This is a genomic window from Alteromonas sp. BZK5 (assembly GCF_014349115.1).
GTDB classification, from domain to species: domain Bacteria; phylum Pseudomonadota; class Gammaproteobacteria; order Enterobacterales; family Alteromonadaceae; genus Alteromonas; species Alteromonas macleodii.
The window spans coordinates 15,804-41,201 of the sequence record NZ_JACSOE010000039.1 but is presented as its reverse complement, the minus strand read 5'-3'; the positions used below and the strand labels follow the sequence as shown (position 1 = coordinate 41,201).

General features: G+C 45.6%; 18 protein-coding genes. 11 read left to right on the top strand and 7 right to left on the bottom strand.

The genetic code is table 11. The features are described 5' to 3' along the window. Positions 1-103 precede the first annotated feature (103 nt). Positions 104-1,156, bottom strand: a complete 1,053-nt coding sequence (locus BIZ39_RS12470) for a LysR family transcriptional regulator (RefSeq protein ID WP_187447118.1) — start codon at positions 1,154-1,156, stop codon at positions 104-106. 166 nt (positions 1,157-1,322) lie between these two features. On the opposite strand from BIZ39_RS12470, the gene BIZ39_RS12465 reads away from it, so the two are divergent. Next, entirely contained in the window at positions 1,323-1,838 is a 516-nt protein-coding gene (locus tag BIZ39_RS12465) for a lactoylglutathione lyase family protein (RefSeq protein ID WP_014950763.1), read from the top strand. Positions 1,839-1,984: 146 nt separating this feature from the next. Here BIZ39_RS12465 and BIZ39_RS12460 read toward each other — a convergent pair whose 3' ends face one another. From BIZ39_RS12460 to BIZ39_RS12445, 4 genes are all read right to left on the bottom strand, one after another. After that, complete coding sequence (locus tag BIZ39_RS12460) at positions 1,985-2,626, bottom strand: MBL fold metallo-hydrolase (RefSeq protein WP_187447117.1); 642 nt, start codon at positions 2,624-2,626, stop codon at positions 1,985-1,987. A gap of 3 nt (positions 2,627-2,629) precedes the next feature. Further along, positions 2,630-4,042 (bottom strand): APC family permease, encoded by a 1,413-nt coding sequence (locus BIZ39_RS12455; RefSeq protein ID WP_168533802.1) that lies wholly within the window; start codon positions 4,040-4,042, stop codon positions 2,630-2,632. Further along, positions 4,039-5,739 (bottom strand): amidohydrolase, encoded by a 1,701-nt coding sequence (locus BIZ39_RS12450; RefSeq protein WP_168533804.1) that lies wholly within the window; start codon positions 5,737-5,739, stop codon positions 4,039-4,041. Before BIZ39_RS12450 ends, BIZ39_RS12455 begins: the two co-directional genes overlap by 4 nt. A gap of 96 nt (positions 5,740-5,835) precedes the next feature. After that, the gene (locus BIZ39_RS12445; protein WP_168533806.1) at positions 5,836-6,876 is read right to left on the bottom strand and encodes a serine/threonine dehydratase; all 1,041 of its coding nucleotides are present in this window, start codon (positions 6,874-6,876) and stop codon (positions 5,836-5,838) included. Between the two features lie 195 nt (positions 6,877-7,071). On the opposite strand from BIZ39_RS12445, the gene BIZ39_RS12440 reads away from it, so the two are divergent. Both BIZ39_RS12440 and BIZ39_RS12435 read left to right on the top strand, forming a co-directional pair. After that, positions 7,072-10,050 carry a putative bifunctional diguanylate cyclase/phosphodiesterase gene (locus BIZ39_RS12440; protein ID WP_187447116.1) on the top strand — a complete coding sequence of 993 codons (2,979 nt, stop codon included), beginning with the start codon at positions 7,072-7,074 and terminating at the stop codon, positions 10,048-10,050. A gap of 11 nt (positions 10,051-10,061) precedes the next feature. Then, positions 10,062-10,436 (top strand): PH domain-containing protein, encoded by a 375-nt coding sequence (locus BIZ39_RS12435; protein ID WP_014950757.1) that lies wholly within the window; start codon positions 10,062-10,064, stop codon positions 10,434-10,436. Between the two features lie 230 nt (positions 10,437-10,666). On the opposite strand, the gene BIZ39_RS12430 is transcribed toward BIZ39_RS12435, so the two are convergent. Further along, positions 10,667-12,880, bottom strand: a complete 2,214-nt coding sequence (locus BIZ39_RS12430; protein WP_187447115.1) for a S9 family peptidase — start codon at positions 12,878-12,880, stop codon at positions 10,667-10,669. A 70-nt stretch (positions 12,881-12,950) separates the two neighbouring features. Here BIZ39_RS12430 and BIZ39_RS12425 point away from each other — a divergent pair, with 70 nt between their 5' ends. From BIZ39_RS12425 to BIZ39_RS12390, 8 genes are all read left to right on the top strand, one after another. After that, positions 12,951-13,574 (top strand): NAD(P)H-binding protein, encoded by a 624-nt coding sequence (locus BIZ39_RS12425; RefSeq protein WP_014950755.1) that lies wholly within the window; start codon positions 12,951-12,953, stop codon positions 13,572-13,574. 140 nt (positions 13,575-13,714) lie between these two features. After that, positions 13,715-14,533, top strand: a complete 819-nt coding sequence (locus BIZ39_RS12420) for a tRNA1(Val) (adenine(37)-N6)-methyltransferase (protein ID WP_049588720.1) — start codon at positions 13,715-13,717, stop codon at positions 14,531-14,533. 13 nt (positions 14,534-14,546) lie between these two features. Beyond that, positions 14,547-15,035 (top strand): YgjV family protein, encoded by a 489-nt coding sequence (locus BIZ39_RS12415; RefSeq protein ID WP_168533812.1) that lies wholly within the window; start codon positions 14,547-14,549, stop codon positions 15,033-15,035. A gap of 294 nt (positions 15,036-15,329) precedes the next feature. After that, on the top strand, positions 15,330-15,902 hold the full coding sequence (locus BIZ39_RS12410; RefSeq protein ID WP_049588722.1) for a hypothetical protein: 573 nt from the start codon (positions 15,330-15,332) through the stop codon (positions 15,900-15,902). After that, positions 15,880-18,105, top strand: a complete 2,226-nt coding sequence (bcsA, locus tag BIZ39_RS12405) for a UDP-forming cellulose synthase catalytic subunit (protein WP_168533814.1) — start codon at positions 15,880-15,882, stop codon at positions 18,103-18,105. Before BIZ39_RS12410 ends, bcsA begins: the two co-directional genes overlap by 23 nt. Continuing rightward, entirely contained in the window at positions 18,102-20,378 is a 2,277-nt protein-coding gene (locus BIZ39_RS12400) for a cellulose biosynthesis cyclic di-GMP-binding regulatory protein BcsB (RefSeq protein WP_168533816.1), read from the top strand. Before bcsA ends, BIZ39_RS12400 begins: the two co-directional genes overlap by 4 nt. Then, positions 20,372-21,478 (top strand): glycosyl hydrolase family 8, encoded by a 1,107-nt coding sequence (locus BIZ39_RS12395; protein WP_168533818.1) that lies wholly within the window; start codon positions 20,372-20,374, stop codon positions 21,476-21,478. Before BIZ39_RS12400 ends, BIZ39_RS12395 begins: the two co-directional genes overlap by 7 nt. Then, entirely contained in the window at positions 21,475-23,898 is a 2,424-nt protein-coding gene (locus BIZ39_RS12390; protein WP_187447114.1) for a cellulose synthase subunit BcsC-related outer membrane protein, read from the top strand. The genes BIZ39_RS12395 and BIZ39_RS12390 overlap by 4 nt, the downstream gene beginning before the upstream one ends. Before the next feature lie 39 nt (positions 23,899-23,937). Here BIZ39_RS12390 and BIZ39_RS12385 read toward each other — a convergent pair whose 3' ends face one another. Then, positions 23,938-25,350, bottom strand: a complete 1,413-nt coding sequence (locus tag BIZ39_RS12385) for a collagen-binding domain-containing protein (protein WP_049588727.1) — start codon at positions 25,348-25,350, stop codon at positions 23,938-23,940. Between the last annotated feature and the right edge of the window lie 48 nt (positions 25,351-25,398).

The following is a 25,398-nucleotide window of genomic DNA, read 5'->3' as shown; positions in this document are numbered from 1 at the left end:
GCGATTGATCTGATCACCAAACGTCATGAATGTTCCTATCTTTTTTATCTCGCTGATATCGTTATATTATTTGTGGGGATACCTCAGACTCTGACCCCAATTTTTAACCCAATACTTGGGTGATGGCTTGTTTTACTACTTGGTAGCGGGCGGGTAGAGCGCTGTGGGGTGTTTGAACACTGTATAGGGGCTCGGTTACTTCATTTTTAGCTTTGTAGACGGTAAGTTTGTCGGCAAAAGACACAAAGTCTAGTGTGCTGGTGGGCAGCACGGTGTAACCCAACCCTTCGCTTACCGGCAGTAGAATTTGCGAAAGCTGGTTTATGTAGCCGGCATGAGGCAACTTATTCGGATTAATGTTGGCTAACTCAGCTTCTCCGCAATCGTTAAAATAGCGCTGCAAGTAGTGCATAGCATCAGGGTGATTAATAAGCCCTAGATGCTTGATGACGGCTTTTAATGAACTAGCATCAACAGTTTTACTCTTTGCTTTTCCAGATACGCTTGCTACTTTTGCTACCGAACCCGAACCCGAACCCGAACCCGAACCCGAACCCGAACCCGAACCCGAACCCGAATTAGAGATACAACCCTGCGTATTATCAGATAACTCAGGAATCTGCGCAGCAAGCGCGTCAGGTAGGCTACGCGGTAGAATAAGCCCCAATGCTTCTTCGCCTAAATACTCACTATGTATATCTTCGCTCTCTGGCTGGTTTGTCACAATGCCAAGCTCCAGCGTATTGTTCGCAATGCCTGACAAAATAGTACGACGAGGTGCGACTTCCACGTGAATATTAAGCGCGCTATGCTGTTTTTGCAGTGCCAGCAGAGCAGGGTAAATACGCTGAGCAATCGCACCCGAGCAGGCCACTACACACTTACCTTCAAAAGGGGCGTCAAACTTTAAGCTGGCAATAAAATCTTGCTCTTTTTCCTGCTGCTCCTTGGCATAGTGGTACACACGCTGGCCCTGTTCAGTTAGCTGAATCCCCTTGCCTAAACGGATGACTAGTTCACACTGACATGCCTCTTCCAGTTTCTTAAGGTGCTGACTTACGCCCGGCTGCGTCATAAACCGTTGCTCTGCGGTGCGCGTAAAGTTCCCCGTTTCTACTAACGTGATGAAGGTGTCTAGCCAAGTAGGGTTTATCATTTTCTATAATTTAAAATTATTAAATTTAGAAAATATCATAATTTCATGTTTCATCTTTGTCTAGCTACTATGTATGCACATTCACTTAAGCGGTGTTCGAGTTGGCCTTCTTGACGAGGCGGCCGCTTAAGCCATTTCGATAACTTGCACTACATAGGAGTAAGTGATGACTGAAGCAGTAAAAACACCATATCCACGTACGTTTTCTCATATTGGAATTTCGGTACCTGACTTAGAAGCTGCCGTGAAATTTTATACTGAAGTACTTGGCTGGTACCTCATCATGAAGCCAACCGAGATTGTTGAAGATGACTCGGCCATTGGCGAAATGTGTACCGATGTATTTGGTCCAGGTTGGGGGAAATTCCGCATTGCGCACCTTTCAACAGGTGATCGTGTCGGCGTTGAAATTTTTGAGTTCAGCAACCAAGAGAACCCAGAAAACAACTTTGAATATTGGAAAACCGGTATCTTTCATTTCTGTGTTCAAGACCCAGATGTAGAAGGCTTGGCTGAAAAAATTGTCGCTGCTGGTGGTAAAAAGCGAATGAAGGCGCCGCGTTATTACTATCCGGGTGAAAAGCCTTACCGCATGATTTACATGGAAGACCCGTTTGGCAACATCCTTGAAATTTATAGCCACAGCTATGAGTTGCATTATGCTAGCGGTGCATACGAATAAGCGTTAGTTAATAACGCTTTATAGACATTGCGCTAAGCGAATGCATAGCAAGCTTTAAATAAGCGAAAGGCGAGGGCGAAACAAGCAAAAGCTTGTTCAACGCACCTCGCCTTTTTGTTCTTTCACTGCTTATAAAACGTGAGGTTTTATCCGAATTGACTCGAAACATAAGGATTCGTGGCCTTTTCGGTTGCAACCGTAGTGGTTGGCCCATGACCCGGGTAAATCGTCATATTATCCGGCAGCACCATAATTTTCTGTTTAATCGAGTCGATTAATTGCTGATGATTACCTTGTGGGAAATCAGTTCTGCCAATAGAGCCTGCGAAAATTACATCACCCACAATAACGCGATTACTTGAGCGTTCTACCAGCACCACATGACCAGGTGTATGACCCGGGCAATGCAGCACTTCTAGCGTTAAATTGCCCACTGAAATGGTATCGTTGTCGTTTAACCACTCGTTGGGAGCAAAAGGCTGGGCGGGTGGAAAGCCAAACATCTGGCTTTGCTGCATAAGTGCATCTAGCCAGAATTTATCGCCAATATGCGGCCCTACAATGGGGACACCGTAATGTTCAGCAATGGCGACAGTGCCGCCCACATGATCTAAGTGCCCATGAGTGAGTATAATTTTCTCTATACTCACGCCTTTATTCGATGCAGCTACAATCAACTTTTCAACGTCGCCGCCTGGGTCGACAAACGCGCCTTTGTTAGTGGATGAATCCCAAATTAATGAACAGTTTTGGGCAAAGGGCGTAACGGGTATAACTTGAATTTCCACGGTTTAACCTTTTGATTCTTTGTTGCTTGGAGCGAAATAAAAAAAATAAAGCAGTGCGCCAACCACTAATTCACCCAGTAAAAATAGCCACGCGTTGGTTGACGACTGTGCAATAGACCATGCGCAAACCGCTAGTGCGACAAAGGGTATCAGACGTCGAAACAGGTTTACAGGGCTGGCAAATGCGCCTGCAGAGCCGTTAAAATAAGCGTCATTCTCAGAATTATCTTGCTGCATGCTGCTTTGTGAAGAAGCGCTCTGCAAGGTAGCACCTTGCAATGAAGCCCGCTGTGCTTTCATCAACACCACTACACACACGGCGTAAACCACAAGCCGGGCAAGCACACTGGAAATAGCTAACCACACAAAGCTACCGCTAAGTGCCATAGTACCGGCAAACATTCCCAGTATTAATATGGAAACTGCTGGGGTAGCAAAGGGCGCATGAATCTCGCCTAACTTCTGTCCCAGTTTACCTGGAATAAGTGACTGCTGGGCCATAGAAAACGTCAGCCGAGACGTAGAAATCATATTTGCCAGTAAGTTACCGGCAACCGACACCACGGCGGTTAGCGTCATTATAAGCGCCCCAGTTTCGCCAAATATCATATTGGCGAGTGCAATAAGTGGTGCGCTATCCGGCTTTGCAGGCCCTACAGTGTGCCAATAAAGCCACTGCACGCAAAAGTAAAATATGGCGATACCTGAAACTGTAAGCATTAAAGCCCGAGGTATGGTCTTTTTTGGTGAACTGGTCTCGCCGCTCGTGACCACTACCGTTTCAAAACCAATAAAGGCGTAAAGCGTAAGTAGGGCACCGGCAGAAAAGGTGTCAAACGCAGGTACAACGGTTTCCGAAGAACGTGTTAGCGCAGTAGAAAAATCGAGCTGCCAGTAACCAACCGCAATAAGCGCCACGAAAGGCAGCAGTTTTAGCACCGAGATAGTATCAAGTGAACGCATGGCGGCCTTAAGGCCAACAATATTCACTACGATTAGTGCTGTGGTAAGCGCAATAATAGCGAATGACTTGCCTATTCCCGCATTCAGTTCGGGCCACACATAGCCGGCGTACAGCAATAACACGTGCATGTTGGCGGCAATCGCGGTTGCGCGAGCTAAATAGTAAATAAAGCCAGTTTGAAACGCCGCTGCGTCGCCGAAGCCTTTCTGGGCGTACACCACAGGTCCACCGGTTTCTTGGTACAGCGCCGCTAGCTGCCCAAAACACCACACTATGGCCAGCATTAGCGTGCCAAAAATCAAAAAGATGTAAGGGCTGAAAGCGCCGAGCTCAGCGGCCATTTTAGCGGGCAGAGCAAAAATGCCCGCCCCAATAAGGCCATTTAACACCAAAAGGGCAGCGCCAATGCCGCCAATCCCTTTGGTTAACAGGCTTTTGTTTTCGCTACTCATTTAGAAAAAACTTCTTCTCCAGCCACATAAGTTGCGTGTACTTCGGTTTTCCAAATGTCTTTGGCATCAATGGTAAAAATATCTTGGTCGACCAAGATAAAGTCTGCCCATTTTCCTGGCGTCAGTGTGCCCAAGGTATCTTCCATGTGCCCTGCGTAGGCAGCATCTAATGTAAACCCTTTAAAGGCTTGTTCAATGGTTAACGCTTCGTGGGCATACCAACCTTTTACGGGTTGATTGTTTCTGTCTTGTCGCGTAACCGCAGCGTGAAGCCCGTAAAATGGGTTAGCAAGCTCAACAGGGAAATCAGAGCCTAAGGGCAGTGCAATGCCCGAATCGAGTAGCGTTTTCCACGCGTAAGCGCCTTTCATACGATCTTTGCCAAGGCGATCTTCCGCCATGTTCTTATCGCTGGTGGCGTGAGTAGGCTGCATGGAAGGTAAGACCTTCAGCGAAGCAAAGCGGGCTAGGTCGTCAGGCGCAATCACCTGTGCATGCTCAATGCGGTTGCGCAGTTCGCTGCCGCCAATACTCTTAAACGTGGTTTCAAACTCGTTCAGTGCAACATGGTTAGCCTTATCACCAATGGCATGGTAGTTAAGCTGGAAGCCCGCACCAATTACCGTAGTAAACAGTTGGGTCATATCTTCTGGTTGAGTTAACAGCAAACCATGTTGATGCGGTGCATCTGAATAAGGTTCAAGCAATGCTGCGCCTCGGCTACCTAGTGCACCGTCGCCATAGGCTTTTACCGAACGAATATATAAAAAGTCGTCTTGGTCGCGAATAGTACCATTGCCCAGCATGGTGCTGAGATCAGGATCTGTAGCACTCACCATGGCATAAATACGCACGGGCAAGTCACCTTCTACCGATTCTTTTAAATAGAAATCGTAAACGTCTCTGCCTACGCCAGCATCGTGCATTGACGTAACGCCATTTGCTAGTAAGTGCTCACCTGCTGCATGTAATTGTTGCTCGTAAATAGCGCTGCTTGCTTTAGGCAAATACGCTTCAATTAATTGAGATGCATTATCAATGAAAACACCGGTAGGATTACCGTCAGCGTCCTTAATGATTTCGCCCCCTGCGGGCGATTGGGTGTTTTTAGTTATACCCGCGATTTCCATCGCTTTACTGTTCACCCAGGTAGCGTGGCTGTCTACACGAGCTAGCGCCACAGGTCGGTCAGAAATGACTTTATCTAGATCAGCCGCTGTTGGAAACGCTCTGTCAGACCACAATTCCTGGTTCCAACCGCGCCCGGTAATCCAAGCTTGTTGTCCATTCGCAAAAGCGTATTCGGCAACCATCTTGGCAGCGTCTTTCGCACTTTTACTTTCACGTAAGTCAACTTCTAGTAAGTTTGCCCCTAGACCGAGAAGGTGACCGTGAGCGTCGATAAGGCCGGGAAGCATGACTTTGCCTTCGCCGTCTATGGTGTCATCAACAGAGGTTTTGCCTTTCTCTATGTCTAGTGCTACTACCTTACCTTCGTCCAAAAGAAGATTTTTAAAAGTAGTGAGTTCACCCTTTTCATTTAAGGTATAGCCTTTTACGTTCTCGACTAGCGTTGCAGCATCCACCGTAAGCGAGGTGGTCATAGCGCCTAACGTTGCCGCTGTTGCAAACGTTGCGGTTAGCAATTTTGAAAGCGAGTGCTTTTTAAATGTCAGTGCCGACAATGTAGAGTTCATAGTGAGTTTCTGCCTTTTTTATTTCTGTTTTATTCTTTGTTTTTTAGTTTTTATACCGAGCTGCTCAAGTTTCAATAGCTGCGCACTAACGCAACGCTATGCCTCGGCACGCTCGGTGTCTTCAAATTCGTCTTCGTCATCAAGTTCAAGAATGGGAGGCTGCAGCAAAAAATCTCTCTCCCAAATCTTAGCCATACTCGACTGGCTAATGTTGCCACCACTCAATATAACAAGAGCGGTTTGCCCAGGTGGAGTGTTGGCAGCCCAAGCCGCTACTGCAGCCATGGTCATCGCGCTCGTGGGCTCAATATGAAGCTTTAGTAAATGATGTAGCCATTGGGTCCAATAAGCAATTTGCAGCTCATCCACTTCGTAGAAATCATCTATTTCTTGCAGTATAGGAAACGTTACATCGCCAACAGAAGGCGTGGCTGCACCGTCTGCTAAGGTATTTGGAGCATAGTCTAAAGCAATGATCTCACCAGCTTGCAACGACATAGAGGCATCATTGGCTTCGGCAGGCTCAGCGCCAATGACCAATGCATTTGGCTGTAGTGCGCGAGTTGCTAGTAATGAGCCCGACAATAACCCTCCGCCACCACACGGCGCAAAGACAGCATCTACCTCACCAATTTCGTTAAGCGCTTCTAACGTTGCCGTGCCTTGTCCTGCCACAATATCTTTGTGGTTAAACGGCGGTATCCAGACTGTGTCTGGCGCTTTTGATGCTTGCTCGACAGCCGCGTCTGCTTCTGGACGGGTAGGGAATAGTTTTAATTCAGCACCATAGCTTTGCGTAGCGGCAGCTTTAATTGGCGATATAGTTTCGCTTGCGAAAATTGTGGCGCTACAGCCGAAATGTGCTGCCGCATAAGCAACCGCTTGTGCATGATTTCCAGAGCTATTGGCTACCACATGTTGTGGTAATCTTCCTTCCTCTTTTAACCGTGCTAAAAAATTCATCGCACCACGAATTTTGAATGCCCCGATGGTCTGTAAGCACTCTGCTTTGAACAAAATGCGGTTGCCCATCCACTTGTTGAGCAACGAAGATTCAACAATTGGCGTTTTCTTTACGTCGCCTTTTATACGTTCATAGGCTTGTTTTATATCTTCGAAATTTGGAGAAATACTCATTAAGTAACGCTCTTTTCATTTTGGTTTTTTTGTGGGGTAGCGCCGACAAGGGCCTTTACGCACTAAAAGGAAATCGAAAGCCTTACAGTGCCAGATACTATTAGATAACGCCAGAGCCTATACCACATAAGACAATTCATATTTATTTAATAATTCTACTTTAGTATACCGGCGCTAGTTACCGGAGACAGGCACATGTTAAGCAAACACAACCATCGTATTTACGCCTTACCTACGGTTTTGTTTCTTTTTCTCACCTTTTTATTTGTTTCTGCTGGTGTTTTTATTCAAAACGATGAACGCGCAGCACGTATTTCTAAGGCGCAGTCGGTTGCCGAGCAGGTAAAAATTAGTCTTGAAGTTTTCTCAAGCGAACGTATTCAAGCGCTGCACAACCTGATGCGAAACTGGCCCACCTTTGAGCCAAACCAAGTAGACTGGTTTAATGCGCAAGCTTTGTCATTAATGGCTATGCAGAGAGGCTTTTCATCGCTGGTATTTATTGATGCTAGCGGTGAGATAGCGTGGGTGGCAACGCCATCCTCCGGCATTAAAACCCGTATAGACAACAGCTTAATTGGCAATCCTATGGATGCATTGGGCTTAAACATATCGCGTTTGTCCGAGGATTTGGAAAGCACACTTTTGTATTCAGATGCCGCTCAACATCACTTTATCCTTGTAGGCAGGGCCATAAGCCCTCAAGAGCCTGAGCACGGATTTTTGGTGGCGGGGTTCGACGTACAGACTATATTAACCGTGATGTTAGGCGAGTTAGTGGGGCCGCAGTTTAACTTTCAGCTTCAGGGTGACAACGAAATATTATTTCAAAGCGGTGAGTTACTGAACGATGGTTCCATAGTAAGGCTTGAGCCATTCACGTTTTTAGAGCGAGAGTTCTATCTTACTATGCAGTCTCAACTTAGCCCCTATAATGCGGGTTTGTTGATAATCATAATTGGGCTACTGATGTCGGCTTTGGTGAGCTATGTACTGCACAAGCAGCTTAAAGGTGCAGTTAATTTATCAGTAAGTCAACAGCGTTACCTCACCGCTAGCGAAGCCTCCCTTGATGCGCTTCTTATTTATCAGCCAACAGATGATGACTTTTCTCTAGTAGAAGCAAACTCATACAGTCGCTATCTATTTCGCGGTGCATGTGATGTATTGCGGTCCATGAGCTTAGCCGAGCAAACGCGATATTTAGGCTTAAGCAATGAATTTAAAAACGCCAAAAACGTTGCTGAACTTGGCGTGCCTTATGAAGCTCACCTTGCCATTCATAGTGATAAGATTGCGCCTCAATGGATAAAAGTTCAGGTGGTAAAAGCTGGTGACAATATTGCGGTGACCGTAAGGGACGTGACCGAACGTTTTCGCGCCCAGCATGATTTAAAGCGTAGCGAAGAAAAGTATCGCCGCTTAGTTGACGGCATGCACCGCCACTTTGTTTATACCAAGACCGTTGAGCACAACTTTATGTATGTGAGCGCAGGTATTGAAAAGATTTTAGGGTTTAGCGCAGAAGACTTCTGTGCAAACGAGTCGAAGTACGTTCGCCAAGTACCTGACGAGACGTTTGAGATACGTCAAACCATTGCCCGTGGCGAAAAGCCCGAGCCTTATATTGTGCATTATCAAGGCAAGGTCGGCGAACCGTTAGCGATTGAATTTTCAGACACGCCCATTGTCGACGAGCAAGGATTACTGGTTGCCGTCGAAGGCATAGCTCGCGATGTGACGAAAGAGCTGGCGCTGCAGGAAGAAGTGTATTTTCAAGCTAACCATGACCAGTTAACCGGGCTGTTTAATCGCTATGCATTTGATGAGAAACTGCGAGCGATCCTTGATGAAACGCATAAAGCGGCTGGTCAGCAGGGCGAGAGCAAGGCTTTAAACCACGTTGATTTTGAAAAAGTGGCGAGCATCAATTCGCCTCGCGCTTACCACAAACAAAGCGTGATGTGCTTTATCGATATGGATCGATTCAAGTTAGTAAACGACAGCTGTGGTCATCCAGCCGGCGATAAGCTACTAAAAGAAATCTCCACCATATTTAGGCAATACGTGAATGGGCAAGATCTGCTTGCCCGAATAGGGGGAGACGAGTTCTGCATTATATTTCGCAATCAAAGTTTGGACGAGGTGACCAAGCGCCTAGATAAGCTTTTATTGGCGATTTCAAATTATCGTTTTGTTTATGACGACAAGTTGTTCTTTGTAGGGGCAAGCATTGGCGTTATTGAAATAAACGAGAGTACACAAAGTGCAGAAGCGTTAATTAAAGCTGCTGACAACGCGTGTTACAAAGCCAAACACTTGGGTCGAAACCGTTACTTTGTGTTTCATGATAATGACTCGCAAATGGCCATTGATGACAGTGAAAACCAGGTGTTACATGCCTTGCATCACGCATTACAAAACGACGGGTTTGAGTTGTATAGCCAAGCTATCATGCCGCTTAACGTGCCCAACCAAGAAAAGGCCGCCCAACTTCAGCATTACGAGATTTTGCTTCGTCTAAATGCAAAAGACAGTGGTCTTATAAGCCCAGGGCTTTTCATCCCGTTGGCAGAACGTCACGGTTTAATGAACAAAGTGGATATGTGGGTGGTAGATAACACCCTTAAAACCCTTGAACGTAACCCCGCTCACATCGATAACGTGGGCAAAGTCGCGATTAATTTATCGGGTATTACATTGGGGGATGAAATGGCGCTGCATAAGATTGCCAAGCGTATGCAAAGTACTTCTGTACCTGCTGAGAAAATTTGTTTTGAGATTACAGAAACAACAGCGGTAACTAACTTAAGCGCTGCTAAACATTTCATTTCTACACTACGAGATTTGGGGTGTAGCTTTGCCTTAGACGACTTTGGTGCTGGTATGTCCTCGTTCACCTACCTGAAAAACCTAGATGTTGATTACGTTAAGATCGACGGCTCATTTGTGCGAAATATCGTTCACGATCCTATCGATCATGCTACAGTAACTGCGATAAATAATATCGCGCACAGTATGGGTAAACAGACCGTGGCCGAGTTTGTGGTCGATAACGCGACCGCCGAGGTTTTACGAGATCTTAAAGTAGATTTCGGTCAAGGTTTTGCTTTAGATAAACCCAAGCCGCTGGCGCATAGAGTTCAATGGCGAGTTAAACTTGCCTCTGCCTAAAAGGAAATGTCATGGGTTTATTTGATACCATCATGGGTAATGCAAGCGAGACTAGCGCTTCAGATGTTCAAGAAGAGCTTACGCCTATACTTGCTGCTAACGAAACTGTTACCTCTGCGTTTAAGCTAGTGCGCGATTTAAGTGTATTCACGAACAAGCGCCTAATTCTAATTGATAAGCAAGGCCTTACCGGGCGAAAAGTCAACTATCACTCCATTCCTTACAAATCTATTACTCAGTTTATCGTTGAGACGGCAGGGCATTTTGATACTGACGCCGAGCTTAAAATTTGGCTGTCGGGCAAAGCCGATCCTATTGAGATTGAACTAAGTGCATCGTCTGCTCAGGCGGTACAGCAAAACCTAGCAACCCAGATGTTTAGCTAGTTTCTGCATTTGTAATACTTGATAGATGCTTTGAAGTAGCAAGTAAAGAAAGTCTAATCACCCTACAAGTGCACAAAGCGCTACAACGCGAACATGCACAAAATAAGCGTTAATTAAACTGACCAAAAAAAAGCGATGCTTCATAAGCATCGCTTTTTGCTTTTTACTGCTTTCTTTGGCTTGTTGAGCTTAGATGTACAGAGATCAACATGCTCCAGGCTCTAACCGTATTAGTCTTTCAAGTTACGGTTAAAGAAGTTAGTAATAGTTTTGTATAAATGAATGCCCGTTTGCTTACCACGGATGCTGTGCTTCTTGCCCGGGTAATCCATAGTTTCAAATGGAATTGCCAAGTCTTGAAGATGCTTGTATAGCATGGTCGAGTGGGTAAACAACACGTTGTCATCTGCCATGCCGTGGTAAATCAAAAGGTCACCCTTCAGATCTTTTGCGTAAGGGAATACTGAAGACGCAGTGTAAGCATCATCATCTGTATTTGGGTTGCCCATGTAGCGTTCAGTGTAGTGGGTATCGTATAAGCGCCAGTCAGTTACCGGAGCACCTGACACGCCCGCTGCAAAGTAATCGCCCGCTTTGAACATGGTCATCAGCGTCATGTAGCCGCCATAGCTGTGGCCATGAACACCAATACGCTCAGCGTCAACGTAGTCAAGCGTACGCAAGAACTCTACGCCTGCAACCTGATCGTCCACTTCAATAAAGCCCATTTTTTTATAAATAGGATCTTCAAAGCCTTTACCGCGATAGTTAGAACCACGGTTATCTAGCGTAAATACCACATAGCCTTGATCAACCCAGTGTTGGAAAAGCAAGCCACGGTTACCCGCCCAGCTGTTTGTTACAACCTGTGCGTGCGGGCCGCCGTAAAGGTAAACAATAACAGGGTGCTTCTGTTTAGGGTTTTGCTTGGCACTGTCAGGCGTGTAAATTCGATATTTAAGAGTTGCGCCATCTTTTGTGGAGATGTCACCAAACTCAGGTGCCGTCCAGCTATCCATGTAAGCGTGCAGAGGGTGGCCTTCTTCAACTTTATTTTCTTCAAGCCAGGTAATTCGCTCGCCGGTGGCGCTATTTAGGCTAACTTGTGCAGGAGAGTTAATCGTTGAGAAACGGTCAATAAAGATAGAGGCATCTTTGCTAAATGCCGCGCTGTGATACGCGCCTAGTTCAGTGATACGTGAAATCTCGCCGCCATCTAAAGGCACGCTGTAAACATGGCTTTCTAGTGGAGTGTCTTTGCGGCCAGAGAAGTACAAACGGTTGTTCGCTGTATCAATAGCTTCAACACTGTCTACAACCCAATCACCTTTGGTTAATTGCTTAACCAGCTTGCCGCTGTTGTCGAATAGGTAAAGGTGTTTAAAACCGTCGCGCTCAGACGCCCAAATAAATTGGCCTTTGTCTTTTAGGAAGTAAAGGTCGTTGTGCAGGTTTACCCACGTGTTGCTTGATTCTGTAAGCAGCACGTTTTCTTTTTTGCTGTTAAGGTCGAACGCACGCAGCTCTAACGTCTGCTGATCCCGTGTCTGCCATTGGTATGTGAAGGTGGTGTTGTTTGGCATCCACTTACCGCGAGCAAAATAAATGTCTTTATCTTCACCTAAATCAACCCAAGTGCGATCGCCAGAGTTGATGTCTTGAATAGCAAGTTCCACCAAGACGTTTGGCGTGCCCGCTTTCGGGTATTTTTGTTCGATAAGCTTGATGTCGTCAGCATAGATTTCAGAACGCGTGATCACATCTACCGGGCTTTCATCAACCTTGGTAAAGGCAATTTTAGTCTCATCTGGCGACCACCAGTATCCGGTCATACGGCCCATTTCTTCTTGCGCCACAAATTCGGCCATACCAAATTTAATGTTGTCGCCACCTTCTTTGGTAATTGCCGTTTCTTTACCCGATTCAATGTGTTTTACATAAAGGTTCTGGTCGCGAATGAAGGAAATGTAGTTACCTTTTGGTGATAATTTAATATCAGTTTCAAAAGCGTCAGTATCTAAAAGTTGCTTCGCCCCTTTTTCGCCCAGCTTGTGATAAAACACATCGCCACCTAATGGGAAAAGTAATGCTTTACCATCGTCCGACCACTGGTAGCTTACAATACCGCTGCCAGATAAACGCATACGCTCGCGTCGCGCTTTCTCTTCATCAGAAAGCACTTCTTCGCCGCTTTGTAGGTCGTTTGAGTCGAAAAGCATGCGAGTTTGGCCACTTTCAATATGGTATTCCCATAGATCTAGGCGCTCGTAGTCGGTTTGCTTACCTTTAAGAAATGTTACCCGTTGACCGTCAGGTGATACTTTTAACGAACGGGGTGCGTTGCCATCGAGTGAAGGAGAAGAGAAAATACGCTCAATAGTGAGCGTTTCAGCGTTTAAAGCAGTAGAGAGCATAGCGGCTCCAATTAAAAGGGCTTTTTTCATTTTTATCTGCATATTTGACTGTCGAAGGTTTGATTGTAGTTATATCAATTTATGATACAAGGTGCGACATATGAAATCCGCAATGGTGCTAGGAGCGACAGGTTTAGTGGGACGAACGCTTGTAAATATGCTGTTACAGGATAGACGGTACAATGAGGTAACCTGCTTAGTCAGAAAACCGCTCTCCTCCAGTATGTTTAACGACCCTCACAATCGCCTAAAGCCCGTGGTTATCGACTTCGACAATCTACAGGACTATCAAGGCTACTTTAGCGTAAATCATGTGTACTGTTGTCTGGGCACCACGCTTAAAAAGGCGGGATCGAAACAAGCGTTTCGCCGCGTTGATTTTGAATATGTTCATGTTGCAGCACAGCTGACCCGAGCTCAGCGCGCGGACAGTTTTGTATGGATATCATCGGTAGGCGCTGATGCTAAAAGCAGTAACTTTTATTTACGAGTAAAAGGCGAGCTAGAAAACGCGATTATGCGAATGCCTCAGTTACCCCATGCCTCTGCCGTACGCCCTTCGTTATTGTTAGGCAATCGCGACGAGTCGCGGACGCTAGAAGATATAGCGCAGAAAACGGCGCCCATATGGCAAAGCATAATGAAAGGCCCGTTAAAGAAATACCGACCCGTTCATGCCGTTGACGTTGCCAGAAATATGATGTCGCTGCAGCGCTGGAAATAAGCGCTCACAGTAAATGTCACAACCTTAACGTGAAGCACAACCCGACTTGATATAGAATGCGCGCCTTTTAACGCACTAGGTAATACGACTTCCTTATGTTCCGCTGTAAACAATTCACCGTAGCACAGGACAAATGCGCGATGAAAGTGAATACCGACAGTCTGATTTTAGGAAGTTGGGCACAGTTTCGCGCAAACCTCAGCCATGCCCCACGCATCTTGGATATCGGCACCGGCAGTGGCATTTTAGCGTTGATGATGGCCCAAAAAGCAGCGCACTTTTGCAATCCGAACGGTGAAGAGCAGAATGTTCAAAGCAGTTCAATTGACATCAGCTCGTTCGATAATGGCGCAGCCAGAATTGACGCGATAGAAATAGATGAGCAAGCCGCAGCGCAGGCCGCTACCAACTTTAAAAATGCAAAATGGGCCAAACAGCTGTTTATTTACTGCTGTGATGTAACTGGCTACACCTCCCCCCACTTGTATGACCTAGTGATTTCTAATCCACCTTACTTTAACACGCCAGCTACACTTTCAAATGCGTACAGCAAGCAAAGCCAATCTCGCTCGGTGGCAAGGCAAACGTCTGCATTGGGCCCAGATGAACTTTTTAGTGCAAGCAGCAAGTTGTTAATAGAACAAGGGCAAATGTACTGTGTGTACCCAGCGTCGATGGAAGCCTCGGTTATCGAAACGGCTGAAGGTTATGGCCTATCGCTGGCAGATATTCTTTATGTAAAGCATACATCTAACAAATCGCCTTATCTTTGCGCGTTCCACTTTAAAAAAGTAATGGAGGGCGCAAGTGATAATCTTAAAAACGTTACTGCACATCGGGAATGGCCGAGCTTAATAGCGAAAAATGCAATCAAAAATGAGCTGATAATTAGGGATCAAAAGGGCGAATATACCAGTGAATACAAAGCCCTTTGTCAGCCTTTCTACCTTAAATTTTAATGAGCTTATATTAATGAACATAGTTGCAGAAGGCTTTGGCGCAATAGCCGTTGTTTTAAATTTTATTGGGTATCGCCAAACTAACGTAGACAAGTATTTGCTTATTTCTGCGTTTGCCTTAAGTGCACTTAGCATGCATTTTTTTATGCTAGATGCCATGGCCGCAGGCATTGGAACACTGCTTGCCAGCGTTCGTAACTTTATTGCCATTAAACATAGAAGCAATGCCATTTTATTTTTCTTTGTTGCGCTGAATCTAGGCTTCCTCGCTTATGAGTGGTTTGTGCTAGAGCACAGCTGGATAATCTTCATTGCCTATGCGTCTTCACTTATTTTTACAGTGGGATCTTTGGTTATCCGCAATACGCACACTATTAGAAAGGTTTTTCTTGTTGCTGAAACTTTGGGGCTGTTATATGCCATTTCCGTGGGCAGTATTTTTGGAACGGTATTTAATGTAAGTAACTTGATCAGTATTTTAAGTAAGCTGCGCAAGCCCTAACGCTTTAGCAATAAAACTCACCTTATCAATTAGTCTAATTTGCCCACGTTAATCCCGTTTAGTCGGGCTGCTTTTCTGCGACTTACGTTACCTGCTATATGGCTTTTCATATAGTCTTCACACCCTTGTAGGCCTTGCCCTACATGACTTATACCAAAGTTCAATGAGCTAAAGTTCAATATCAATTTGCGTATGTAAGCGTATCGTTATTAATCAGTAAGTATGGTTTCAGCAATTTTTCCTCTGAATGTACGGAAGTAGACTCAGTGTGTAGTAATGAGGGGAGTGTGCGCAGTGAAATTAGTAGATAACTCACAACAATTTGACCAATCACCTACGCTTGAACAATCGTTTCAGAGCGCTATTAATGAAGGCGCTGCGGTAAACGTGTTTGCGCTTGCTCAACAGTTTAAAAATACCAATCCTGCTTTTAAAAAACCTCAACTGGTTGAAGAACGCACGAGTTTAGAGACAGAGCAGCTGTGGAAGAAGCGTCTTTCGATGCTGCTTGATGCAGAAAATAAACTTATGAAAGTTATACGTTTTCGCAAAATTACTGGTATATTTACCGTTGCAAGTATGGCTATGTTTTTATTTTCCCTGTACATAGCGCCAACAATGTCGCCAGTATTGTTCTATGGCCTTATTGTTGTAGCTGCATTTGGAATGGCAACGTATCCGGCGTGGTTGTTAGCGTCTAAAAGCAATAAAAAGCAGAGAGATGACATTTCTCGTTTGTTTTATAAAAGTAATCACGAGATTGAAATGTCGGACGGTAAAATTACGTTAATTAACAGGGCGAACTATGCAAGTGTAACGCAAATACACGTATTGGATCGCAAACTTGGACTATTCGCAGACTCGTAGGCAACACTACACCTCTCAGTTCATTATTGTCCTGTTAGTAGCATCCTTTATTCTTGGGGGGCTACTGCTGGCACCCATGGATGCATTGGGGCAGCTTCTCTCTTCAATCGTTATCCTCATCGCAATATCCTTGTGCAGCAAAGAAGCGCGGCACACGCAAAAATACCAGCATTTATTCCGCATTTTAGCTCTGGTGCTAGCCATTGCGCTTAGCGTCAGGTATTTGCTGTGGCGTGGTATTTACACGCTAACCTACTCAGATTTTCTTTCAATGATTGCCGTCTGGCTATTATTTGGCGCTGAAATTTATGCGGGGATCACTTCAGTGTTAGGGGCGATCGTTAACGCGTTTCCGCTCAGTCGACCGCTTTTGTCCCTAGAAGGGGTAGATAAATCAACTCTGCCCAGCGTAGACGTCATGATCCCGAGTTATAACGAAGATGAAGGGATATTAGAAGTCACTATCCGCGCTGCAAAAATGCTCGATTACCCTAAAGAAAAGCTTCGTATTCATTTGCTTGACGATGGCGGAACCGACCAGAAAATTAACGCTGAAAACCCTGTGTCAGCGGCCACTGCAAAACAGCGGCGACAAGATTTGCAAGCACTGTGCAAACGTTTGGATATTACCTATCACACTCGAGCAAAAAATGAGTTTGCCAAGGCGGGTAATGTGAACAGTGCAATACAAAATACCACGGGTGATTTGATTGTTATCTTGGATGCTGACCATGTTCCTACTTCGGATTTTCTTGATAGAACCGTGCCGTGGATGCTTAAAAACGAGAAGGTCTTTCTCGTTCAAACCCCTCATTTTATGGCTAACCCAGATCCTGTTGAGCGTAACTACTTCTCTGCGTTTACTCGCATGCCTTCAGAAAACGACATGTTTTACGGCACTATACAGAAAGGCTTAGACTACTGGGGGAGTTCCTTCTTCTGTGGATCAGCCGCATTGATGAGAAGAAAGCACCTCGATTTGGTGGGGGGCATTTCCGGCGACTCTATCACTGAAGATGCAGAAACCGCGTTAGATCTTCACAAAATGGGCTACGAGTCTGTATATGTGGACAGACCTATGGTAAGCGGCCTTGCGCCAGAAACGTTTGATGCGTTTATTAAGCAGCGTATGCGCTGGGCACAAGGCATGACGCAAATTTTACTACTCAAAAAGCCTTTTAAAGCGCAAGGACTAAAATGGTATCAGCGAGTGGGCTACATGAGTTCAATCATGTTTTGGCTGTTCCCGTTTGCTCGCATCATCTTTTTGCTTATGCCACTGGCGTATTTGGTCTTTGGGCTTCAGGTTTACCATGCATCGATGCTGGAAATTTTTGCCTTCACCCTGCCTCACGTTATTGCCACATACATGATATCCACCATGCTCTTTGGGCGAACCCGATGGCCCTTAGTGTCAGAGTTATATGAAATACTACAGTGCGCATTTACGCTAAACGCATTAATCAAGGTTTTCTTAAAGCCGCGGGCACCTTCATTTGTTGTAACACCAAAAGGAGAGAGTCTTGACAGAACCTTTGTATCGCCACTATCGAGCGTGTTTTACTGGCTAATATTGGTAATCACATTCGCATTAGGGAGCGGCGTCTATAAGTTCATAACAGAGCCTCTTACACGCGAACTTACTGTGGTGGTCATGTTGTGGAATGTATTTAATTTGATTCTATTGTTGTCTGTTCTTAGTGTGTTATTAGAGCGGAAACAGGTGCGTAGCCAGGCACGTCTACCAGCTACCAACAGTGTCGTTATTAAGACTACAAGCAATGAAGCTTGGGTTGGAGATTTGGTCGATCTTTCGCTAGGTGGAGCTCGGTTACGCTTGAAAGGTGAGGGAGCGTTAGTACCTGAAAATGCCACGCTCACATCGTGGAGTCACGCACTGAATAAGAACGTTCATTTGCCAATTAGCGTTCTGCATTACGACAATAGGTCAAAAATTCTTCGAGTACGCTTTATGCCTCAAACCGAAGAACAAGAAAACGAAGTCGTCGCCTATTCACTGTGTGATAGTTTGCGCTGGATGTCGTTTCAACGAAGAAGAACAAGGGCTATCTCATATTGGTTCGGCGCAAAACATGTGTTGAAAGTTGGGTTAAAGCCTGTTTTATTGCATATGCTTGTATTAATGGGGAAATTCGCCGAGAAATTAGGTTTGCTTGCTAAACCGGCAAAGGAAAATCAATGATAAAAAAATTTCTTATGTTCATCATATGTTTGTGCATGCCTTTTACCCTAGCGGCGCAAACTGACACGTATCGGTTAACCGACTTTTTTGGCGGTGAAAGTACCGTGCGCTTGCAGGGAAAATCTGCCTCCATTGATATTCCAATTCCCCTTAGTTCAGTAACTGATGTGGACAGCGCGCTACTTACATTAGAAGTGGTCAGCTCGCAGGCGTTAATCAAAAAACGTTCTCAGCTGTATGTGAGATTCAATAATGCGACCATTGGACAGATTGCGTTCGACCCAGACAGACCTTCTCTTGTATCTGAAATTGCGATCCCTACTTCATTGTGGCGAGCCGGGTTTAACTCTCTGACACTAGCGGTAAGTCAGCACTATGCCGAGCAATGTGTTGACGGCAGTGCGCCTGAATTGTGGAGCGAAATTAATGCATACAACTCAACGCTAAAAATTGCGACGTCGGTGAATGAAAAGCGCTTCACGTTAGATGAGCTGAGCGGATTCTTTAGTCCAGGAATTGGCGGACAGCGAAACGTTCAGCTTTACACGGCGCGAGAAGCTGATGATCAAATTAAATATCAGACACTTCCCATTGTTGCTCAAGCACTGTCTCTTAGGAATCAATATCAGCCGCTTATTATCGAGCATGACAGCTTTGATGATGGTTACGTTTTGCCCCAGCTAGAAGACACAGAAAATAGTTTTTGGAACGACCAAAATGTTGCTCGCTACGAGCGTGCTGCATGGTATCTCAAAGCCAAGCAAAAACAGCCTGTTCATATTCTAGTTGGTACAGTCGACGCGTTATCACCGGTATTATCTGACGAAGTGATTAACGACATTGATGGCGCGTTTCTAAAAGCACAGCGCACACCAGCGTTCGTTAAGGACAGCAACGTGATTGTACCGGCTAGCTACCGCCTTATTGTCAGCGGTACTACGCAAGAAGAAGTACTTGAGGCAGCGAAAGCCTTGGCGGTAATGGACGATGCGATTAACCCTATTTCACAAGTCACCGTACTTTCACAGTCACAAATGCAGGCGGAAACGCTGCAGCGTCATCGCATTCTGAACCCTGACAATCACTACACATTCCAAGACTTTGGTGTGGCGACCACGCAGTTTAGGGATGAGGGGAACTTCACAAAACGGGTGTCATTCAGATTGCCTGCAGATTTTTATGTACCTGAAAACGCGAGCGTGAGCTTGCTCTTAGACTTCGGGTATGGCGCAGGTTTTGGGCCAGGTTCGGTTATGAATGTAAGCGTGAATGACGAACTTGTACACGGTTTGTCTCTTAATAATATTAACGGACAATCCTACCGAGACTATCAGCTAAGAATACCTGCACGGTTCTTCAAAGGCGGGACGAATAATTTAGACTTTGCGGTAACCATGAGAGCGCCGTTAGCAGGTGTGCCTTGTGATGATATTCCAGGTTCCCACCTCGTGTTCCAGCTTGATGATTCTTCGGCTATAAAACTACCTGATGCAGGAAACGTGGCAGTTCAACCTAATCTCGTCTTGCTTTCAGAAACGGCTTACCCGTTTGCGCGCTTTAAGTCAGCACCATCGTCAACCATTGCTATTCCGTCAGATGACTATTTAGATACAGCGTTAACTCTTTCAGCGAAATTAGCGCAAGTAGCCCAAGTGCCTTTATTGAACGTGAAAATAGCAACTGGAAACGACATTACAACCGAAGGTTCTGTGATTGTTCTAGGTACCCCTGAAAGCTTAACGAATATTGAGCAGTCTGAATTCAGTACGGCCATTGAGGCAACGAAACGCTGGTCTTATCGGTTACAGAACAATCTGTACAATCGCGTAAGAAACCTGACTGACGATCAGTCTTTCAAAGAAATGCGCATAGACGGTCATACCGTTCAAGAAAGTGACTTAGGTGAGCAAGCAGTACTTACTGCACAGGCACACCCTGTTTCATCACAAACCGATACCTTGTTCATTGTTGCAGCGCAGACGCCGGAACTTCTTCAAGCTAGAGTCGAGGATCTGGTTAGTTTGTCGATGTGGGGGCAGATGGCAGGGGATTTCTTCGCATGGAAAGATGGTCTTTCGCCATCACTCATCATGCAGGTAAGCGATAAATATGAAGTGGGTGAAGCCGACGACAGCTGGCTGCATTTACGACTATGGCTGTCTAACAACCCGTGGTATTGGTTAATAGGCTTTATATTGGTTGTATTTGTTGTAAGCCTACTTATTTACCTGTTGCTTAAACGCAGAAATAAACAAGTGCAAGACTCATGGTAAAGCTGCATTACGCAACAAAAGCGACGCTAGTGATAGGCTTTTTGTTCCTGTTGGCGTCGTGCTCTACCAAGGAAGATAGCGAATTCAAGTCTCAGTACATAGCATATAAGGCATTGTTTGTTGACGGCGGGCGCGTGGTAGACACAGGAAATGATGATGTGTCTCACAGCGAAGGGCAAGGCTACGGTATGCTCTTTGCCGTGGCCGCCAACGACAAAGACACCTTTGGTGCATTATGGAACTGGACCCAACGTACGCTCATGCGCGAAGACGGGCTCTTTAGCTGGCGCTACCGACCTTGTGTGGATAATTCATCTTCTTGTATTGATGACCCTAATAATGCCTCTGATGGTGAGATTCTTATTGCCTGGGCATTATTGCGTGCAAGTGAAAAGTGGGGCGTTAGTAAGTATGAGGAGGACGCCAGGAATATTGTACGTGCTGTAGAGCAGAAACTTCTGGTGGTGAATAATAACAGTGTAGTGCTCTTGCCAGGGGAATACGGATTTGCATCTGACCAAACAGGAAATAGCAGCCTTCAGCTAAATCTGTCCTATTGGGTTTTTCCCGCCATAACTGACCTGTCTTCGCTGTCGGATACTCCGTCACGTTGGGAAAGCCTGTTCGAGTCGGGCTTGATCTTGCTGTCGAATATGCAGTTTTCTACCTACCAATTGCCCAGTGATTGGGTGCGTTTCACCCCTAATAGTACTGAGTCCGATAACAGTAAGATTGGTGCGTTAAGTTTAGATAATGTGATATCGCCTGAGTTTGGTTTTAATGCGATCCGTATACCGCTTCAGCTTGCATGGTCCCCACGTTTTCGCCAAAACGCTAGGTTAACTGAGAAGCTACTTTCTCCCTACTATGCATGGTGGGCGATAACGCCTACGCCAGCTACCATCAACCTGTTAAACGAGGAAACAGCTGAGTACGAAATGTCTAAGGGAATGCGTTCAGTGCAGATTGCGGTAAACAGCTTGATGAAATCAGAAGAAAAGCAAAGGCCAGAGTGGCCTGAGATAAATCGAAACATGGATTATTACTCGGCAAGTTTAACGCTGCTTTCTATGCTAGCAGTTTTGGATAACGCATCGTGAAAACTCGGTTTACTCGCACCTCTTTGTATCTGGCACTAGGCGCTTTGGCCACGTCACTTGTGTCGGTGCAGGCATACGGACAAGCTAAAACAACGTACAAAGAAAAAGATCTGGGTATATTACCTGCACAACAAGATCAGCCGGATTTAACAGGGCTTTGGTACCATATTAATGAGCGACAGATTCAGCAAGCCAATGAAGAGTTTACGCGCTTAAAAGCTCGTTACCCTACGTGGCAGGTGCCACAAGAAGTCGAAACCGAACTAAACAGAATAAACGGCCGCTTAAAAGGTACTATCAAGCCTGTAGTTTCAGCGCCAAGAGAATCGCTTCAGGCTTTAAAAAAGCAGCCAGATAAGCCCGCTTCTAAAGCCCTCCCGCTCGAACAATTTGCTCAGTTAACGCCGAAAGCCAGAGCAAATACGTCGAAGCAAAAAGTAGAAACGCTTATTGCATTGAGCAATCAAATTAAGCGAACTGATTTTTACTTGCTTATGGGGTGGACCGCCATTGATAAAGGCATGTTAGAAATGGCAACGCAGCAGTTCTCTCAGGCCCAACAATCGGCAGTTCGTGATATCGATAAACAATCCGCTCAACAAGGCCTTAACAGTGTCACTGGTATTAAGCTACAGCAGGCATTGTCTTTGCGTGATACGACAACGCTGGAGCAATTTCTCAAATCTGATAACAGCGGCTACGTGAAAGAAGTGCTGCAGGGCGCGGCATGGCAACAATACGACTTGAAAAATTACGACTTTGCCGACGCGCTATTTAGTTTGGTGAACGGTAATGAAGGCAGGTATTTGTCACTTAGCGCGCAAAGCAGCGACACGGCCAAGCAAAGCGCGTTCGACCTAGCATGTAGTGTCAATACTGAGGTTTTCATTCGACGCTGTGCTGATGGTCTGGCTAGCCGACAGGCTCAGTTTTACGATACACGGCGCTACAAGCAAAGTATTGAGTCAGGCGAAGCACTCGCCCGTTTGAGACCGTTAAGTGTAGATGAGCAAGCACTAATTGGGTGGGCTGCTAAAGAGATACAAGACACCACAACCGCCACCGCGGCGTTCGAGCGAGTGCTCGCGAAGACGCCAACCGATGCGGTAATTGCCAATGAATTGGTTACAATTAATCAAGACGACGAAGCCACACTGAACCGATTGTCGCTGAGATACAGTGCGGTAAAAAGCATATTGCAAGAACGCACCACACGTAACGCCTGGCCCAGAAAACAGTTTTGGCTAGCCTATCAAAATCGCGATGCGCGGGGAGTTACAGCACAAACTAAAGATGGCCTAAGTGCAGTCTACAGTATTAATACTCGCAGTCGAAGCGGGAGCGAGGGACTCGGTAATTTCGATGTTCTGTCGCAATATATTGGTATTGGCAGCGGTTATGAAAACTGGCTGTGGCAAGTATCACTCGACTATAAGCAATTCTACAGCGGTAGTCCTCAAGTTGGTGACTGGTTTGGTAACGACCAATTGAGTGGAGCATTTTCGGGAATAAGCGGCTTTGAAGATAAGGGGCTTCGCGCCGAAGCGCATTATCAGGCACCTGATTTCAATTTTTACGCTAACCTTGAATATGCCATGTTCGATCAACCCGTTGGCGCTAAAGTAACGGGGCAGATATCTGCAACCAAATTTCTTACCAGTACAACGGTAGCTGCAACCTTATTTAGAAAGGCAAAAGAAGACAGCTTATTAAGCCAAACCGGAACCTTCAATGCTGATCACGCGAAACCTTGGGGCTACGTGATAGAAAGTGGCATAAGAGGGTTAGTAGCGCATGCAGTGGCCGACAACTGGTCTGTTGCAGGTACTGCTCAGGTTAGTCGCTTAGAAGGCGAGCAGGTTGACGATAATAGCGCACTCTCTCTACGGGGTGATGTGAGTTACGATATTGCTACCATGATATCTCCCATGCTTGATTATTGGCGCGTAGGGCCATTCTTGAGCTATACAAGCTACGATAAAAATTTAAGCGGCTTTACGGTCGGCAATGGTGGCTACTTTAGCCCCAGTCAGTTTGTCAGCATCGGGGGCTATTCAGAGCTGTTAACGCTTGAGGCGCTAAACTGGCAAGTTAAACTTCGAAGTTCACTTGCGCTTTCACGTGTTGAACAAGACGATGATCTGCGCTTTCCGATTGGAGGTGCATTTCCTACGGCAGACGAGAACGCGACCCTTGGTGAAAGCTCAGATACGGGTTTAAGCGGAAATTTTATGGCTGAAGGTCAGTATCGAATCAATCACAACTGGATTGTGGCTGGGTATATAGGAAAAGCATTTGCGGTTGAGTACCAAGCATTTGAAGCGGGTATTCAGATAAGGTGGCGAGAAGGGCGAGGTGCTGGTGTAACAAGCGATGAGCTTTTGCTGTCTTCGCCAAGATTAAGCGGCTTTGCACTATAAAGCCGCTTTTGCCTGAAGATTCACTCTCTTTTTAAAGCGTTAATTCGCTTTTCTACGTCTAGCTAGCATGAAACATCCAGCGCCAAATAAAAGGGCGATTGATGCAGGTTCACTTACGTTGATAGCGCCGAACTGATAGTTATTTACTTGGCCTGTCGGCGCATTGTAGGTTTCGCCGTCGTCATTAATCAGTTGCACCAACGGAGTGACCAAACTATTAGCAATGACATTACCGTCTACATGGCCATTGTAGAAACTTAGCTCTGCATATGGCGCCAGTACACTACCTTTAACACCCACACTATGTAGTGTAAGAAAATCAGCATCAACAAAGTTAAACAAGATGTTGTTGGTATAAAGGCCATCATGACGCTGACCTACATTGTTGTCATTGTCTCTGTACTGGCCATTTTCTCTGAAATATTCATTTTCCTGCGTAAAGGCCGTATTAAAGAAGCCAGTGTTAAATAACTCAACTGATTCACCGTAGACATTGATGATGTTGTAGCTGGTGGTTGAGAAATCGTAAACAATGCCTTTATCAGCAGCGCTGAACCAACTAGCGTCAATATTGTAGATATTGATATCATCAGAGCCAGAGAAGGTAATGGTATTTAATACATCCTTGCTAGCGTCGGTACAAGCAACCGCTTGATCCGAATCGTTAGCGTCAGTGCACGACAATGTTGTTGTGCCATTCACCGACATTGACGCAAACTCCTGAGACTGCGCTGTTACTTCGGCAGCAATAGCATTAAAGTCGATATTGTTAACGTTAGCCTTACTCACGCTGCCCTGTTCAACAGATGTTGCTGTCGAACCATTGATAGCGGTGTAATTGTTAACGTCGTTAAGCGTTACGGTACCGTTAACTTCGCTGCTATCAAGTTCAACGCTAGACTCAGCAAATACGTTTCCGTTTTCAACTTGGGAGCCATATAAAGCAGGGTTGCTCACACTGTCGTAAACACTATTAGGCCCACCAAGTTTCACAGTATTGGCGTGCACATCACCTGATACAACATTTGAGTTACCTAGTTTGACATCACCTTTGGATGAGATACCGCCAGACTTCACCGTAGAATTAATGAGATTTACAGTCTGCTGAGCGTTAACCGCTTTATCGAATGTGAGTTCAGATCCAAACACCATACCTGACACGGTAGTTGAACCACCGTGAACATCACCGCGCGTGAAATGAAGGTTACCGCCTACGGCAAGAGCAGACTCAGACATATCTGGCGATAACAGTAAGCCAACATTGAAATCGGTTACGTTCATTTCGCCACCGACAGCTAGTCTTCCTTCAACATCGGAAGATTGGCCAGTAAAGCTATCGAAGATGAATGCGTTGTATTCAAACGCTTCACTCAATTCAATTTTGGCGGCAGACACTTGTGGTGCTGACATAACCGCTGCAAGTACAGCAGTGTAGAGTATTTTTTTGTGCATAATGGCTCCAGTGACATCAGAGTCTGGAACCGAGTTTCAACATGGATT

What these genes read in the sequence shown, in the direction of transcription:
- BIZ39_RS12470 (WP_187447118.1), bottom strand. Translation starts at nt 1,156, where the DNA reads ATGATAAACCCTACTTGGCTAGACACCTTCATCACGTTAGTAGAAACG.
- BIZ39_RS12465 (WP_014950763.1), top strand. Translation starts at nt 1,323, where the DNA reads ATGACTGAAGCAGTAAAAACACCATATCCACGTACGTTTTCTCATATT.
- BIZ39_RS12455 (WP_168533802.1), bottom strand. Translation starts at nt 4,042, where the DNA reads ATGAGTAGCGAAAACAAAAGCCTGTTAACCAAAGGGATTGGCGGCATT.
- BIZ39_RS12450 (WP_168533804.1), bottom strand. Translation starts at nt 5,739, where the DNA reads ATGAACTCTACATTGTCGGCACTGACATTTAAAAAGCACTCGCTTTCA.
- BIZ39_RS12445 (WP_168533806.1), bottom strand. Translation starts at nt 6,876, where the DNA reads ATGAGTATTTCTCCAAATTTCGAAGATATAAAACAAGCCTATGAACGT.
- BIZ39_RS12440 (WP_187447116.1), top strand. Translation starts at nt 7,072, where the DNA reads ATGTTAAGCAAACACAACCATCGTATTTACGCCTTACCTACGGTTTTG.
- BIZ39_RS12435 (WP_014950757.1), top strand. Translation starts at nt 10,062, where the DNA reads ATGGGTTTATTTGATACCATCATGGGTAATGCAAGCGAGACTAGCGCT.
- BIZ39_RS12430 (WP_187447115.1), bottom strand. Translation starts at nt 12,880, where the DNA reads ATGAAAAAAGCCCTTTTAATTGGAGCCGCTATGCTCTCTACTGCTTTA.
- BIZ39_RS12425 (WP_014950755.1), top strand. Translation starts at nt 12,951, where the DNA reads ATGAAATCCGCAATGGTGCTAGGAGCGACAGGTTTAGTGGGACGAACG.
- BIZ39_RS12420 (WP_049588720.1), top strand. Translation starts at nt 13,715, where the DNA reads ATGAAAGTGAATACCGACAGTCTGATTTTAGGAAGTTGGGCACAGTTT.
- BIZ39_RS12415 (WP_168533812.1), top strand. Translation starts at nt 14,547, where the DNA reads ATGAACATAGTTGCAGAAGGCTTTGGCGCAATAGCCGTTGTTTTAAAT.
- BIZ39_RS12400 (WP_168533816.1), top strand. Translation starts at nt 18,102, where the DNA reads ATGATAAAAAAATTTCTTATGTTCATCATATGTTTGTGCATGCCTTTT.
- BIZ39_RS12395 (WP_168533818.1), top strand. Translation starts at nt 20,372, where the DNA reads ATGGTAAAGCTGCATTACGCAACAAAAGCGACGCTAGTGATAGGCTTT.
- BIZ39_RS12385 (WP_049588727.1), bottom strand. Translation starts at nt 25,350, where the DNA reads ATGCACAAAAAAATACTCTACACTGCTGTACTTGCAGCGGTTATGTCA.